Source organism: Streptomyces sp. NPDC048696, from assembly GCF_043198895.1.
Classification (GTDB): Bacteria; Actinomycetota; Actinomycetes; order Streptomycetales; family Streptomycetaceae; genus Streptomyces.
Genome location: NZ_JBICVJ010000005.1, coordinates 271,959 through 287,288, shown reverse-complemented (window position 1 = coordinate 287,288; position 15,330 = coordinate 271,959). Strand labels below are relative to the sequence as shown.

Annotated in this window: 10 protein-coding genes; 6 read left to right on the top strand and 4 right to left on the bottom strand. The window is 73.1% G+C overall.

The window, feature by feature from the left end:
* Window positions 1–51 precede the first annotated feature (51 nt).
* Window positions 52–1,593 carry a PucR family transcriptional regulator gene (locus ACGFRG_RS12745; protein WP_361433089.1) on the bottom strand — a complete coding sequence of 514 codons (1,542 nt, stop codon included), beginning with the start codon at window positions 1,591–1,593 and terminating at the stop codon, window positions 52–54.
* A gap of 155 nt (window positions 1,594–1,748) precedes the next feature.
* Here ACGFRG_RS12745 and speB point away from each other — a divergent pair, with 155 nt between their 5' ends.
* From speB to ACGFRG_RS12715, 6 genes are all read left to right on the top strand, one after another.
* Window positions 1,749–2,720, top strand: a complete 972-nt coding sequence (gene speB, locus ACGFRG_RS12740; protein WP_361433087.1) for an agmatinase — start codon at window positions 1,749–1,751, stop codon at window positions 2,718–2,720.
* Window positions 2,717–4,387 (top strand): thiamine pyrophosphate-binding protein, encoded by a 1,671-nt coding sequence (locus tag ACGFRG_RS12735; RefSeq protein WP_393263507.1) that lies wholly within the window; start codon window positions 2,717–2,719, stop codon window positions 4,385–4,387. The genes speB and ACGFRG_RS12735 overlap by 4 nt, the downstream gene beginning before the upstream one ends.
* A gap of 171 nt (window positions 4,388–4,558) precedes the next feature.
* On the top strand, window positions 4,559–5,554 hold the full coding sequence (locus ACGFRG_RS12730; RefSeq protein WP_393263505.1) for a serine hydrolase: 996 nt from the start codon (window positions 4,559–4,561) through the stop codon (window positions 5,552–5,554).
* A gap of 223 nt (window positions 5,555–5,777) precedes the next feature.
* Window positions 5,778–9,485, top strand: a complete 3,708-nt coding sequence (locus ACGFRG_RS12725) for an ABC transporter ATP-binding protein (protein WP_393263503.1) — start codon at window positions 5,778–5,780, stop codon at window positions 9,483–9,485.
* Window positions 9,486–9,605: 120 nt separating this feature from the next.
* On the top strand, window positions 9,606–9,998 hold the full coding sequence (locus ACGFRG_RS12720) for a hypothetical protein (protein WP_361433081.1): 393 nt from the start codon (window positions 9,606–9,608) through the stop codon (window positions 9,996–9,998).
* Between the two features lie 126 nt (window positions 9,999–10,124).
* A complete protein-coding gene (locus ACGFRG_RS12715; protein WP_361433079.1) occupies window positions 10,125–11,528 on the top strand; it encodes a S28 family serine protease in 1,404 nt (467 codons plus the stop codon).
* Between the two features lie 44 nt (window positions 11,529–11,572).
* On the opposite strand, the gene ACGFRG_RS12710 is transcribed toward ACGFRG_RS12715, so the two are convergent.
* The 3 genes from ACGFRG_RS12710 to ACGFRG_RS12700 all read right to left on the bottom strand — a co-directional run bounded on the left by ACGFRG_RS12710 (window position 11,573) and on the right by ACGFRG_RS12700 (window position 15,287).
* Complete coding sequence (locus tag ACGFRG_RS12710; protein WP_361433077.1) at window positions 11,573–12,112, bottom strand: hypothetical protein; 540 nt, start codon at window positions 12,110–12,112, stop codon at window positions 11,573–11,575.
* A 110-nt stretch (window positions 12,113–12,222) separates the two neighbouring features.
* Window positions 12,223–14,034: a glycoside hydrolase family 3 protein gene (locus ACGFRG_RS12705; protein ID WP_393263500.1), complete on the bottom strand. Its 1,812-nt coding sequence runs from the start codon at window positions 14,032–14,034 to the stop codon at window positions 12,223–12,225.
* 332 nt (window positions 14,035–14,366) lie between these two features.
* Complete coding sequence (locus tag ACGFRG_RS12700) at window positions 14,367–15,287, bottom strand: LysR family transcriptional regulator (RefSeq protein WP_361433113.1); 921 nt, start codon at window positions 15,285–15,287, stop codon at window positions 14,367–14,369.
* Between the last annotated feature and the right edge of the window lie 43 nt (window positions 15,288–15,330).

Below are 15,330 nucleotides of genomic sequence, written 5' to 3'. Positions count from 1 at the left end.
TGGGCTGTGGCTAAGCGCTTGCTCAGATTGAATAATGAAGTTACCCGGCGGTCACTCGCACTGTCCAGAGTGAGACTCAGCACTCCCGCCCGCACCCCGGAGCGCCAGCCACAGCTCGGTGCGGACGTCCATGTCGTCCAGATCCGCGTTCAGCAGGGCCGCGCAGCGGGCCACGCGCTGGCGCACGGTGTTGCGGTGCACGCCGAGCGCCACGGCGGTCCGGTCCCAGCTGCCGTGCAGCGAGAGCCAGCAGCGCAGGGTGGTGAGCAGCGGCTCGGCGAGCGGTGCCAGCAGCCGGCGGGCGTACGCGGCGGCCTCCTCGGGATCCACCAACGAGGCGTATCCGCCGGTGCGATGGCGCACCAGGGCGCTCCGGGCCGCCTCCGCGCGGCGCAGGGCCCGGGCGGCCTGGGCGTCGGCGGCGGCCAGGCCGTCGGCCGGGACGGGCGCGCTGACGCCGAGCGTCCAGCCGGGGTGCGGGGCGACGGTATGGCCGCCGGGGACGAGCACGCGCGCGTGGCCGTCGTCCGCGTCCACCAGGGGGCTGCCGAGATCGGGCGGGGCGCCCGCACCGCGCGCGTGGACGACGGTCCAGGGCGCGTCCCCGAGCAGCGGCGCGACCTCGGCCGGGGCCGCGCCGAGCAGGAGCCGCACCAGCGCCGCCGACCGGGCGGCCTGGTCGGCGCCCGGCCGCTCGGCGGTGAGCAGGGACAGCAGCACGGAGGCGACCCCGGCGATGGTGTGGTCCCCGGGCTCGCGCCCCGGGGTCGCGACGCCGAGGGTGAGCCCCCGGGCCCCGGCCAGGGCGTACGCGGCGAGGTGCGCGCCCCCCGAGGTGTCGCTCGCGGAGGTGGGCGCGGTGGGCCCGGGCGGGCTCGGCTTCGCGGGTTCGGCACCTGCCGGGGAGACGGCCGGTTTCGCGGGTGCGGCCCCCGCCGGGGAGGCGGCTCCCGGGGGGATCCCGGCACCCCCCGGCGAGACCACCGACGCCAGGCGGCGCACCGCCGCCCGCACCTCGGCGGACGGCTCGCGCCCGGCCGCGTGCACCACCGTCCCCGACGCGTCCAGCAGCCCGGCCCAGCCGCCGAGCCGGGTCGCCAGCTGGTGCAGGACCGCCGGGACCGGGTCGGGCCGCGCGGCCGCCGTGGCCAGACCCTGCTGGGCCTGCGAGACCCGGCGCAGCTCATGGTGGCGGGCCTGCGTCATCAGGCCCCACACCGCGCGGGCGATCGCGGTGAACGTGGTGGGCGGCGGCACTTCGAGCAGCGGCAGCCCGTGCCGCTCGCAGGCCTCGACCAGCGCGGCCGGGACGGTGTCGTACACCGGTGTGACACCGAAGCCGAGCGCCGCCGCGCCCGCCTCGGCGACCCGCGCCGCGTACCGCTCCGGGTCGCTGAGCTGCACGCCCGCCGTCAGCAGCAGCTCCCCGCCGAGGAGGTACGGATACGGGTCGGCCATCTCCGAGGTGTGCACCCAGTGCACATCGGCCTCGGGCGGCCCGGCGATCCGCCGCAGGCCCAGATCGGCGCGGGCCAGCAGGGCGGAGAGCGGGACGGGAGTGGTGGGCGGGGCCGCCGTGGGCTCGGCAGGCATGGGCACTCCGTACATCAGGGGGGCCGTAAGTGGAGGAAACGTACACTTCAGTATGGCGGTACCGGCACCTAGGGTGGCCAGCGCGGGCCGCACCGGCCCGGAGGAACCACGGGCCGTCCAGTCCGTACGCAGGCCATCACGAAGGGCACTCCGACATGAGCAGCAACGAAACGCCGCGCGGTCCGATCGACTCGTCCCGCGTCCCGCGGTACGCCGGGCCCGCGACCTTCGCCCGGCTGCCGCGTCTGGACGAGGTCGGCACCGCCGATGTCGCCGTCGTCGGCGTGCCCTTCGACAGCGGCGTCTCCTACCGCCCGGGCGCCCGCTTCGGCGGCAACGCCATCCGCGAGGCCTCCCGGCTGCTGCGCCCGTACAACCCGGCGCAGGACGCCTCGCCCTTCGCGCTGGCCCAGGTCGCGGACGGCGGCGACATCGCGGTGAACCCGTTCAACATCAACGAGGCCGTGGACACCATCGAGGCCGCCGCCGACGACCTGCTCGGCACCGGCGCCCGCCTGATGACGCTCGGCGGCGACCACACCATCGCGCTGCCGCTGCTGCGCTCGGTCGCCAAGAAGCACGGCCCGGTCGCGCTGCTCCACTTCGACGCGCACCTGGACACCTGGGACACCTACTTCGGCGCCGAGTACACCCACGGCACCCCGTTCCGCCGCGCCGTCGAGGAGGGCATCCTCGACACCGAGGCGCTCTCCCACGTCGGCACCCGCGGCCCGCTCTACGGCAAGCAGGACCTGACCGACGACGAGAAGATGGGCTTCGGCATCGTCACCTCGGCCGACGTCTACCGCCGTGGCGCCGACGAGATCGCCGACCAGCTGCGCCAGCGCATCGGCGACCGCCCGCTCTACATCTCGATCGACATCGACTGCCTCGACCCGGCGCACGCCCCCGGCACCGGCACCCCCGAGGCCGGCGGCATGACCTCCCGCGAGCTCCTGGAGATCCTGCGCGGCCTCGCCTCCTGCAACCTGGTCTCGGCCGACGTCGTCGAGGTCGCCCCGGCGTACGACCACGCCGAGATCACCTCGGTGGCCGCGTCCCACACCGCGTACGAGCTCACGACGATCATGTCCCGGCAGATCGCGGCGGCCAAGGCGTCCAAGTGACCCACGACCACGACGTGGTGCTGCGCCCCACCGGGGCGCAGACCGCGGCGGCCCTGAACCCGCCGCCCGGCCGCACCGGTGGCGATCTCGTCGTCGAGACCCTTCAGGGGCTCGGCGCCACCACCGTCTTCGGGCTGCCCGGGCAGCACGCGCTCGCGATGTTCGACGCGCTGCGCCGTTCCGATCTGAGCTACGTCGGGCTGCGGATGGAGAACAACGCGGGGTTCGCGGCCGACGCGTACGGCCGGGTCACCGGTGAGGCGGCCCCGCTGCTGCTCTCCACCGGGCCCGGCGCGCTGACCTCGCTCGCCGCCCTCCAGGAGGCGGCCGCGGCCAGCGCGCCCGTCGTGGCGATCTGCAGCCAGGTCCCCACGGCGGGTCTGGGCGGCGGCCGCCGCGGCCATCTGCATGAACTCCGCGACCAGCAGGCCTCGTTCCGGGACGTGGTGAAGTCGGTCCACCCGGTCCGCGGCCAGTCCCAGATCCCGTCCGCGATCGCGGCGGCGTGGGAGTCGGCGCTGACCGCCCCGCACGGGCCGGTCTGGGTGGAGATCCCGCAGGACGTGCTGTCCGCCGAGACGGCCCTGCCGGTCGTCACGGCCGTCGACGCGACCCCGCACGACCTGCTCCCGCGCCCCGAACTGACGGCCGTGGCGGCCGAGTTGCTGTCGAGCGCGGCCCGCCCGGTGATCATCGCGGGCGGCGGTGTCGTACGCGCCGACGCCGCCGGCAAGCTCCGCGCGCTCGCCGAGAAGCTGGCCGCGCCGGTGGTCACCACCTTCGGCGGCAAGGGCGCCTTCCCCTGGGAGCACCCGCTCTCGCTCCGGTCGTGGCTGGAGGACCGGCACACCACCGACTTCCTGGAGGACGCCGACGTCCTGCTGGTCGTGGGCTCGGGCCTCGGCGAACTCTCCTCGAACTACCACACGTTCGCGCCGCGCGGCCGGGTGATCCAGATCGAGGCGGACCTCGGCAAGCTGGAGTCCAACCACCCGGCGCTCGGCATCCACGCGGACGCGCGCGTGGCGCTCGCCGCGCTCCTGGAGACGGTCCGCGAGCGCACCGACCCGGCCGCCGCCGAGTCCGTACGCACGGTCCTCGCGAAGGTGGGGGAGCGGATCGCCGGGCAGGGCCTGGAGACCGAGCAGCGGATCCTCGCCGATGTGCGCGCGGCCCTGCCCGTCGACGCGCCCAGCTTCTGGGACATGACGATCCTGGCGTACTGGGCCTGGTCCGCCTGGCCGGGCGCGCTGCACTCGGCCCAGGGCGCGGGCGGCCTCGGCTACGCGTTCCCGGCGGCGATCGGAGCCGCCGCCGCCGACCGCACGCGACCGGTGCTCGCGGTCTCCGGCGACGGCGGCGCGATGTACTCGATCGCCGAGCTCGCCACGGCCCGGCAGTACGACCTGCCGGTGACCTGGCTGATCGTCGACGACGGCGGCTACGGCATCCTGCGCGAGTACATGACGGACGCCTTCGGCGCGGCGACCGGCACGGAGCTGGTGACGCCGGACTTCGTCGCGCTCGCCGAGTCGTTCGGCGTGCCCGCGGTGCGTACGAGCGTGGAGTCGCTGCGGGCGGACCTGGCGAAGGCGCTGGCGGAGCCCGGGCCCTCGGTGGTCGTGCTGCCCGCCGTGCTGAGGATGTTCGCGCCGACGCATCGGTGACCGGGTGCGGCCGGGCGCGGCAAGGTGCGGCTCCGTGGCGCGAAACGTGTGGCCCAATTGTGACCTCGTTCAACATCTTCTTCGTACAACCTTGCGCCTCCCGGTGAGTCATCTGAGGCGAGCACGTCAGGGCGACGTGCTCGTCTCGGTACGCACAGGGGGCCAGAAGCTTTGTTCAGACGATCCGGCACTGCCAGACGGATACGCGGCGGCGCGCTCGGCGCCGCCGTCGCCGCGAGCGTGGTCGCGCAGCTGGCGGCGGGCGCCGCGCCGGCCGCCGCCGCGTCCTCGGTGACCTGCACCTCCGGCGACAGCGCCTTCGCGGCCAAGCTGTCCAAGGACATCACCTCGGCGCTGCGCGGCCGTGACTCGCTGACCGCCGTCGCGCTCTACGACCGCTCCACCGGCACCCGCTGCGAGCTGCGGGCGACCGACACGTTCGACTCCGCGAGCGTCGTGAAGGCCACCGTGCTCGCGACCCTGCTGTGGGACGCGACCCGGCAGGACCGCTCGCTCACCCAGCGCGAGCGCGGCCTGGCCACCAAGATGATCACAGAGTCGGACAACGCCTCGACCACCGAACTGTGGAAGCAGCTCGGCGCGGCCAAGGTGCAGTCGTTCCTGAGCGCCGCCGGGATGACGCAGACGACCCCGGGCGCCGACGGCTACTGGGGTCTGACCCGGATCACCGCCCGCGACCAGGCCAGACTGCTCGCGCTGCTCACCTCGCGCAACGCGCTCCTGAGCGACGCCGCGCGTGCCTACCAGCTGGGTCTGATGAACCGGGTCGTGGCCGGTCAGCGCTGGGGCACGCCCGCGGGCGCCCCCGGCGGGGCGATTGTGCAGCTCAAGAACGGGTGGCTGCAGCGGTCCACGCACGGGTGGCGGGTGCACAGCATCGGGGCGTTCACGGGGAACGGCCACGATTACGCGATGGCCGTGCTGACCGAGGACAACGCGACGATGAACCAGGGCGTCGACACGATCGAGGCCGTGGCCCGGGCCGTGCACGGCGATCTCGGCACGCCGGGTGTCGTCGCGCGGCCGTGGCATCCGCCGAAGTGGCAGCGGCCCTCGCCGGTGCGTGTGCTGCCGCAGGAGGCCGTGCCGCCGGTGCCGGAGGCTCCCGCCGGGCGCACCTTGATCACGGCTGTGCCCGGCCGCTAGGCGCTCCGCGCGGGGGGCGGGTTATTCGGGTGCGGACCGTATGTGGCTGGTCGCGCAGTTCCCCGCGCCCCTGGTAGGGCACCCGGAACCGCATTGGTCGGGCAACCCGCCTTCGGTCCTACGACCGTAGGCGGGTTTCTGCCCCCCGATTGTTGCGGCGGGATGAAATCCGCCGGTCGTGGCGTTGGGGCCTTGCGGTGGTTCGGACTACGGGAGGCAACCAGTGGCGGCGGCAGATCAAGGGTGGGCGCGGCGGCTGACCGGGTACGCCTGGCGGTACCGGCGCGATGTCGTGCTGGCGCTCGGTTCGTCCCTGGCCGGTATGGCGGTGATGGCCCTGGTCCCGCTGGTCACCAAGGTGATCATCGACGACGTGATCGGCTCCCACACCCGCTCGCTCGCGGTCTGGACCGGACTGCTCATAGCCGCGGCGGTCGTCGTGTACGTACTGACGTACATACGCCGCTACTACGGCGGCCGCCTCGCCCTCGACGTCCAGCACGACCTGCGGACCGAGATGTACGCGACGATCACCCGGCTCGACGGGCGGCGTCAGGACGAGCTGTCCACCGGGCAGGTCGTCGGCCGCGCCACCAGTGACCTCCAGCTCATCCAGGGTCTGCTCTTCATGTTGCCGATGACCATCGGCAACATCCTGCTGTTCCTCATCTCTCTCGCGATCATGGCGTGGCTGTCGCCGGTGCTGACCCTGGTCGCGCTGGCCGTGGCGCCCGCGCTCTGGTTCATCGCCAAGCTCAGCCGCACCCGTCTCTTCCCGGCCACCTGGTACGCCCAGGGCCAGGCGGCGGCCGTCGCGGGCGTCGTCGACGGCGCCGTCTCCGGCGTACGCGTCGTCAAGGGCTTCGGCCAGGAGGAGCAGGAGACCGGCAAGCTCCGCGAGGTCGGGCGCCGGCTCTTCGCCGGGCGGCTGCGGACGATCAAGCTCAACTCCCGCTACACCCCGGCCCTCCAGGCCGTCCCCGCGCTCGGCCAGGTCGCCATGCTGGCGCTCGGCGGCTGGCTGGCCACCCGCGGCGAGATCACCCTCGGCACGTTCGTGGCCTTCTCCGCGTATCTCGCCCAGCTCGTCGGACCGGTCCGGATGCTCGCCATGGTGCTGACCGTCGGCCAGCAGGCGCGGGCCGGTGTCGAGCGGGTCCTGGAGCTGATCGACACCGAGCCGTCCATCGAGGACGGCACCAGGGAACTGCCCGCCGACGCCCCCGCCACCGTCGAGTTCGACGACGTGCGGTTCGGTTACGAGGACGGGCGCCCGGTCCTGGACGGGTTCTCGCTGGAGATCCGGCCCGGCGAGACCGTCGCCGTCGTCGGCTCCTCCGGCTCCGGCAAGTCCACCGTCTCCCTGCTGCTGCCGCGCTTCTACGACGTCACGCACGGCGCCGTCCTGGTCGGCGGCCACGATGTGCGCGAGCTGACCATGGCCTCGCTGCGCTCGGCCATCGGCCTGGTGCCCGAGGACAGCTTCCTGTTCTCGGACACCGTGCGCGCCAACATCGCGTACGGAAAGCCGGACGCCACCCAGGAGGAGATCGAGAAGGCCGCGCGCGCGGCGCAGGCGGACCGCTTCATCGCCGAGCTGCCCGACGGGTACGACACCACCGTCGGCGAGCACGGTCTGACCCTCTCCGGCGGACAGCGCCAGCGCGTCGCCCTGGCCCGCGCCATCCTCACCGACCCGCGTCTGCTGGTCCTGGACGACGCCACCTCGGCCGTGGACGCGCGCGTGGAGCACGAGATCCACGAGGCGCTCAAGTCCGTGATGGCCGGGCGCACCACGCTGCTCATCGCGCACCGCCGCTCCACCCTCAACCTCGCCGACCGCATCGCCGTCCTCGACGGCGGCCGCCTGGCGGCCATCGGCACCCACGACGAGCTCCAGCGCGACTCGGCGCTCTACCGCCGTCTGCTGACCGACCCGGACGAGCTGGGCGCGGTCTCGCCCGGCCGCCTGGTCCCGGCCGAGGTCGTGGAGGACCACACCGTACGGGACGAGCTGGACGCCGAGTTCGACGCCGAGCGGGGCATCACGCCCCCGCTGTGGATACGCCAGGACAAGCCCGAGTCGGCGGCCCCCGGCGGTATGCCCGCCACCCCCGAACTCCTCGCCCAGGTCGAGGCGCTGCCCCCGGCCACCGACACCCCCGGCGTCGACGAGGCCAGGGCCGTGCAGCCCGAGCGGTCCTACGGGCTGCGCCGGCTGCTGCGCGGCTTCGGCAAGCCGCTCGCCGTCAGCCTCACCCTGGTCGCGATCGACGCGGGCATGTCCCTGCTGCTGCCGGTCCTGATCCGGCACGGCATCGACAAGGGCGTCAACCGGCTCGCGCTCGGCGCGGTGTGGGCGGCCGCGGGACTCGCCCTGCTGACCGTGGTCATCCAGTGGGCCGCCCAGATCGGCGAGACCCGGATGACCGGCCGGACCGGTGAGCGCGTCCTCTACAGCCTGCGCCTGAAGATCTTCGCCCAGCTCCAGCGGCTCGGACTCGACTACTACGAGCGCGAGTTGACCGGCCGGATCATGACCCGGATGACGACGGACGTCGACGCGCTGGCGACGTTCCTGCAGACCGGCCTGGTCACCGCGTTCGTCTCGGTCGTCACCTTCTTCGGCATCATGCTCGCGCTGCTCGTCATCGACCTCCAGCTCGCCCTCGTCGTCTTCGCGACCCTGCCGCTGCTGATCGTCGGCACGTACTTCTTCCGCAAGCAGAGCGTGAAGGCGTACGAACTGGCCCGCGAGCGGGTCGCGGTGGTCAACGCCGACCTCCAGGAGTCGGTGAGCGGGCTGCGGATCGTGCAGGCCTTCGGGCGCGAGCGCGACGGCGGCGAGCGGTTCGCGGCCCGCAGCGCCGACTACCGCACGGCCCGTATCCGGGGCCAGTGGCTCATCTCGGTCTACTTCCCGTTCGTGCAGCTCCTGTCGTCGGTCGCGTCGGCCTCGGTGCTGATCGTGGGCGCGCACCGGGTCGACGCGGGCAGTCTGACGACGGGCGCGCTCGTCGCGTACCTCCTCTACATCGACCTGTTCTTCGCGCCCGTACAGCAGCTCTCGCAGGTCTTCGACGGCTACCAGCAGGCGGCCGTCTCGCTCAAGCGCATCCAGGAGCTCCTGCGGGAGCCGACCTCCACGGCGTCGGCGGCCAAGCCCCGGGAGGTCTCCTCGCTGCGCGGCGAGATCGCCTTCGAGGACGTGGACTTCGCGTACGGGGACGACGAGGAGGCGCTGTCGGGGGTGGCGCTGCGGATACCGGCCGGGCAGACCGTCGCCTTCGTCGGCGAGACCGGTGCGGGCAAGTCGACGCTGGTCAAGCTGGTCGCCCGGTTCTACGACCCGACCGGTGGCCGGGTCACGGCGGACGGCACCGATCTGCGCGACCTGGACATCACCGCCTACCGGCACCGCCTGGGCGTCGTTCCGCAGGAGGCGTATCTGTTCGCGGGCACGGTCCGGGACGCCATCGCCTACGGGCGGCCCGAAGCCACTGACGCCGAGGTCGAGGCGGCGGCGCGGGCCGTCGGCGCGCACGACATGATCGCCACGCTCGACGGCGGCTATCTGCACGAGGTCGCCGAGCGCGGCCGCAATCTGTCGGCGGGCCAGCGCCAGCTGATCGCGCTGGCGCGCGCGGAGCTCGTCGACCCCGACATCCTGCTCCTCGACGAGGCCACGGCCGCCCTCGACCTCGCCACCGAGGCACAGGTCAACCAGGCCACCGACCGCCTCACCGGCCGCCGCACCACGCTGGTCGTCGCCCACCGCCTCACCACGGCGGCCCGGGCGGACCGGGTGGTCGTGATGGACCACGGCAAGGTCGTCGAGGACGGCACCCACGACGAGCTCCTGGCCCAGGACGGCCGCTACGCGAGCCTGTGGCGCACCTTCATCGGCGAGGACGAGCCGGCGGCGGTCTGAAGCGTCCGCGCCCGCGAGGACGGGTGCCGGGGACTGTCCGCATGGCGAGATTCAGCGCAACCGCCGCATGGGCCCCCGCGTCCGTACTCACATACGTTCATGTGACGGAAGGAGGCAAGCGTGTTCGGTGGGGGGTTTCACAGGCGGGCGGGCTGGGGGCTTGCCGTGCTGGTGGCGGCGGGCACTGTGACCGTGCTCGGGCCGGGGGCGGGGAGTGCCGACGCGGCGGCCGGGTGCGTGGGGCGGCAGGTCAAGACGGTGTCGTTCGCCACCGGTGAGCTGCGGGTCTACAAGACGCGCGGCTACGCCTGCGCGATCACGGTGGCCAAGTCGCCCGGCGCCAGACGGCAGATGGCGGTCACGATCCAGGCGCGCGGCGGCGGCCCGGTCTCCGACAGCGGGCAGTTCACCCAGCAGGCGGGCCCGGTCACGGTGCACGCGATCAACCGCTGTGTACGGGCGTCGGGTTCGGTCGCCGGATCCGGGGGATCCACCGGATGGATCCTGTGCTGACGCGCTGTTGACAGCGGCGATGACAACGATGCCGGGGCCGGTGTGACAACTGGGTCTGGTGGTGCGGGTGTTGCTCCCATTAGGTTCGCGATGATCGCGTCACATCGTGACCACAGGGGAGAACGCATGCGCAAGACGCTCAGATGGCTCCTTTCGCTCGTCGTGCTGATAGGCACGGTGAGCGTGGCGGGGGCCACCGCCGGGGCGGCCACCGCCGCCGAGCCGGACATCAAGGACCGCATCCTGGCGATACCCGGGGTGAGCCTCCTGGAGGAGAAGCCGTACGCCGGCTACCGCTACTTCGTCCTCGACTTCACCCAGCCGGTCGACCACCGGCACCCCTCGCAGGGCACCTTCCAGCAGCGCGTCACCCTGCTGCACAAGGACACCGGCCGCCCCACCGTCATGTACACCAGCGGCTACAACGTGTCGACCAACCCGGGCCGCAGCGAGCCGACCCAGATCGTGGACGGCAACCAGGTCTCGGTGGAGTACCGCTACTTCACCCCGTCCCGGCCGCAGCCGGCCGACTGGAAGAAGCTGGACATCTGGCAGGCGGCCAGTGACCAGCACGCCATCTACCAGGCCCTCAAGCCGATCTACCGCAAGAACTGGCTGACCACCGGCGGCTCCAAGGGCGGCATGACGGCCACGTACTACAAGCGGTACTACCCCAGGGACATGGACGGCGTCGTCGCGTACGTCGCCCCCAACGACGTGGTCAACGACGAGGACTCGGCCTACGACCGCTTCTTCCAGACCGTCGGCACCAAGGAGTGCCGCGACAAGCTCCAGGCCGTGCAGCGCGAGGCGCTGGTGCGCCGCGAGCCGCTGGAGAAGAAGTACGCGCAGTACGCGACCGACAACAAGTACACGTTCACCACGGTCGGCACGCTGGACAAGGCGTACGAGGCGGTCGTGCTCGACTACGTCTGGACGTTCTGGCAGTACAGCCTGGTCTCCGACTGCGGCACCATCCCGGCGGACCCGACGCACGCCACCGACCAGGTGATCTGGGACTCGGTCAACAAGATCGTCGGCTTCGACTCCTATGTCGACCAGGGCCTGGAGAAGTACACCCCGTACTACTACCAGGCGGCCACCCAGCTCGGCTCGCCCACCATCAAGCAGCCCTGGCTGGGCGGTCTGAGCCGGTACGGCTACCAGCCGCCGCGCAACTTCGTCCCGCGCAGCATCCCGACGCGGTTCCAGCCGTGGGTGATGCCGGAGGTGGACCGCTGGGTGCGGCACCACGCCGACCACATGCTGTACGTGTACGGGCAGAACGACCCGTGGGGCGCGGAGCGCTTCCGGCTCGGCGCCGGGTCGCGTGACTCGTATGTCTACACGGTGGCGGGCGGCAACCACGGCTCCAAGGTGGCCGGTCTCGCGGCCGCCGAGAAGGCGACGGCGACCTCGGCGATCCTGCGCTGGGCGGGGCTGCCCGCGACGGCCGCGAAGCCGCTGGCGTCCTTCGACGCGCGCCTGGACCGCCCGCAGGCGGAGCGCGAGCCGACGCTGCGTCCGTGAGGAAGGGGGCCCGGGGGCGCTGTCCCCCGGGCCCCGCGCACCCTTCACAACCGCCGGGCGCAGCCCACCCGTTGGGAGCCGCCGGTCAGCTCCACGTACATCGCCGTCGAGGCCGGGCAGTCGGCGCGGCGGGTCACCGCCTTCGTCACCTTGAACCCCGGCGGCTCGGACCCCGAGCCGTCGCACGCGGTCTCCTTCACCTGTCCCTCGCCCGACTGGTACACACAGTCGCCGACGACCGTGAAGGGGCCGCCGCCCATCCCCGGATCCCCGGGATGCGGCGCCTCCAGATTGCGCATGCACGCGTACCCCGAGGCGCCCCGGCCCCCGATGTACAGCACGAAGTCCGTGTTCAGCGGGCATCCGGCGGCCGTCCGCGCGGTGCCCGGGCGCCGCACCGAGACCCGCGCCACCGCGCGCTCGCTCGTGCACGGCACCTCCGTGAACGCCTGCCCGTGCGCGGCGCAGGCCCCGGCTTCCAGGAACATCGCGTCCGGCGCGGCCGACGAGGCGGGCGGTACGCGCCCGGCCGGGCCGGACGCCGCCCGCTGACAGCCCACGGTGAGCAACAGGGCGGCGGACACCGCCAGAACAGGGCGAACCGCCCTCAACGACCCGTACGCGCACATGACCGACCCCCGCACCAGCGTGACCCGGTGCCCGGGCGCCCCGCCAGAGGAGGCGAGGGGTATCTCTAGTACGACAGCCCGTAGCCGATCGGGTACAGAACCTGGGTCGGATCGTCCCCGCGCGGCACGGCCACCGGCAGCCGCCCGACCGGCGCGGCCCTGCCCGCCAGCACCCGGGCCGCCGCGCGGAGTTCGACGTCGGTCCACGAGTAGGTGGCGAGCGATGCCGTATGCCCGCTGAGATGCGCGATGTCGTACGGGTTGCGGATCGCGAGGTGGATCACGGGCACATGGGTCGCGCCGAGCGCCGCCACCAGCCTGGACTGGGCGCCGCCCGGCCCCGCGTTGTAGGTGGCGACGACCACCGCGTCCTTGCCCCGCGCGGCCGCCGTCGCCGCGTCGATCTGCGCCTGGGTGGGCAGCGACCCGGTGGGCAACGCGGTCGCGGTGAAGCCCAGTTCGGTCAGCGCCCTGGCCAGGACCGCCGTCGGCGGACCGGTCGTCCCGGACGGTGACGCGGGGTCGGCGCCCACCACCAGGATGTCGTGCCGGCGCCGCCGCGACAGGGGCAGCAGCCCGCCCTCGTTGACCAGCAGGGTCGTGGTCCGCTCGGCCACCGCGTCGGCGGCGGCGAGATGCGGCCGGGTGCCGACCACCCGGTCGACCTCGTGCTGCGAGACGTACGGATGGCTGAACAGGCCGCGCCGCTCCTTGAGTTCGAGAATGCGCAGGATCGATTCGTCCAGCCGGGCCTCGGTGATCTCGCCGCTGTGGACCGCCGAGAGCACCCCGTTCCAGGCCACGTCCAGCTTCGGCGGGTCGAGCAGCTGATCGGCGCCCGCCTTCAGCGCCAGCACCGGCACCCGGTCGTCGCCGTACTTGTCCCGGACGCCCTGCATGCCCAGCGCGTCCGTCACGATCACCCCGCCGAAGCCCAGCTCCCCGCGCAGGATGCCGGTGAGGATGGGGTGCGAGAGCGTCGCCGGGTCGTTGGTCGGATCGAGCGCCGGGAACTGGATGTGCGCCGTCATCACCGAGTCGATCCCGGCGGCGATCGCGGCCCGGAACGGCGGCGCGTCCAGCTTCTCCCACTGCTCGCGGGTGTGGGTGATGACGGGGATGCCGGTGTGGCTGTCGACGCTGGTGTCGCCGTGACCGGGGAAGTGCTTGGCGGTCGCCGCGATCCCGGCGCCCTGGTAGCCCCGCACCTCGGCGGCCACCATCCGGGCCACGGCCGCCGGATCGGCCCCGAAGGACCGTACGCCGATGACCGGGTTGGCGGGGTTGACGTTGACGTCCGAGACGGGCGAGTAGTTCTGCCGGATCCCGATCGCGCGCAGCTCGGCACCGCCGATCCGCCCGACGGTGGTGGCGTCGCGCGCGGAGCGGCCCGCGCCGAGAGCCATCGCGCCGGGGAAGAGGGTCGCCGGGTGGCCGACGCGGCAGACGATGCCGTGCTCCTGGTCGGTGGCGATGATCAGCGGTACGGGCGTTGGCTGGGCGAGCCCGGCGCGCTGGATGCCGTTGGAGAGGTCGGCGATCTGGTGCGGGTCGCGGGTGTTGTGCGCCCAGGTGAAGTAGATGATGCCGCCGACGTGGTACTTCGCGATGAGCTCGGCGGCGGTGTGCACACCGATCTCGCTCATGTTGGCGTCGATGTCCACCTGGTCGGGTGCGGTCGCGGAGTGGCCGTAGACCCGCATCACGAAGAGCTGGCCGACCTTCTCCTCGATCGACATCCGGGCGATGATCCGCCGCAGCCGGTCGTGGCCGGGCCGTTCACCGGCGTACGCGGGAAGGGCGGCCCCGACGGCGGCCGCCGCGCCCGCGGCGGCGGTCGCGGTGAGGAGGGTGCGTCTGGAGGTGCGGTGCGACACGTGCGCTCCATCCGTAGGCGTGGAAGAAACTTCCAACGCCGAACGGATAACCGGAAAGTTATTACCGGTCAAGGGGGCGCGCATCGCGGGACGCGCACTCGGCCCGGAAAGGGGTCCGCCACCGGCGCAGTCGGAGGGGGGCGCACCGGTGGCGGTGTGCTGCCGGCCGCAGGCGGTTGGAGAGGGGAGTCGGCCGTTCGCCGCCAGCAGCGATCGCCGACACCGCTCTGCGGAGACTCACCGGCAGTACGGAGGTTGGACGATCGCCGTCCCCGGTGGGTTCCCGGCCGGGGCCTCATTCGGACAAAATGGTACGGAAGTGCCCGATGTGATCAGGGTTGTGCGGGAGGCGGCACGGCGGCCGGCCACTGCGACCGGAGCGCCGCCACCGCCGCCGTGATGGCCGGGCGGCGAGCGGCCCCCGTGCGCCACAGGGCGTACAACCGGCGCACCGGAGCGGGGTCGAGTCGGACCGCCACCACACCGTCGGGCAGCGGACCCCGGCCCAGCCGGGGAACCAGGGCGACGCCCAACCCATGGGCCACCAGGGCGAGTTGGGTGTGGTACTCGGCGGCCTGGTGGCGCAGATCCGGCTCGTGTCCGTCGGCCCGCAGCGTCCGCACCAGCCAGTCGTGGCAGACCGACCCGGGCGGCTGGCAGATCCAGCGCTCCCGGGCGAGCTCGGCGCGGCGCACCGGTTCCCGCCCGGCGAGCCGGTGGTCCTCGGGCACCAGCAGGTCGCACAGGTCGTCGCCGATCACCGCGTGCTCCACGCCCTCGGGGGCGGGCAGCGGGGTGATGTCCCAGTCGTGCGTCACCGCCAGGTCGATCACGCCCTTCGCCACCAGGTCGACGGACAGATGAGGGTCGATCTCCGAGAGGCGGGCGTCCAGGTCCGGGTGCTCGCGCGCCAGCTGGGCGAGGACGCCCGGGAGCAGTCCGCGCGCCGCCGAGGCGAACGCGGCGACCGTCAGCCGCCCGGTGGGCAGCCCCCGGCGCTCCTCCAGGGTGGTCTCGGCGTGTTCGACGAGTGCCAGCAACTCCTGTGCGGTGGCGGCGAGATGCAGCGCCTCCTCGGTGAGCGCGACCCCGCGCCCGCGCCGCTCCAGGAGCGTGGTGCGGGTCTCCCGCTCCAGCTTGGTGATCTGCTGGGAGACCGCGGAGGGGGTGTAGCCGAGTGCGGTGGCGGCGGCCGCCACGGACCCGTGGACGGAGACGGCGTGCAGCGCGCGCAGCCGGGCGAGATCGAGCACGGTGGCCTCACGTTCGTACGGACTTCGTAGGGTCTTGGCGGAG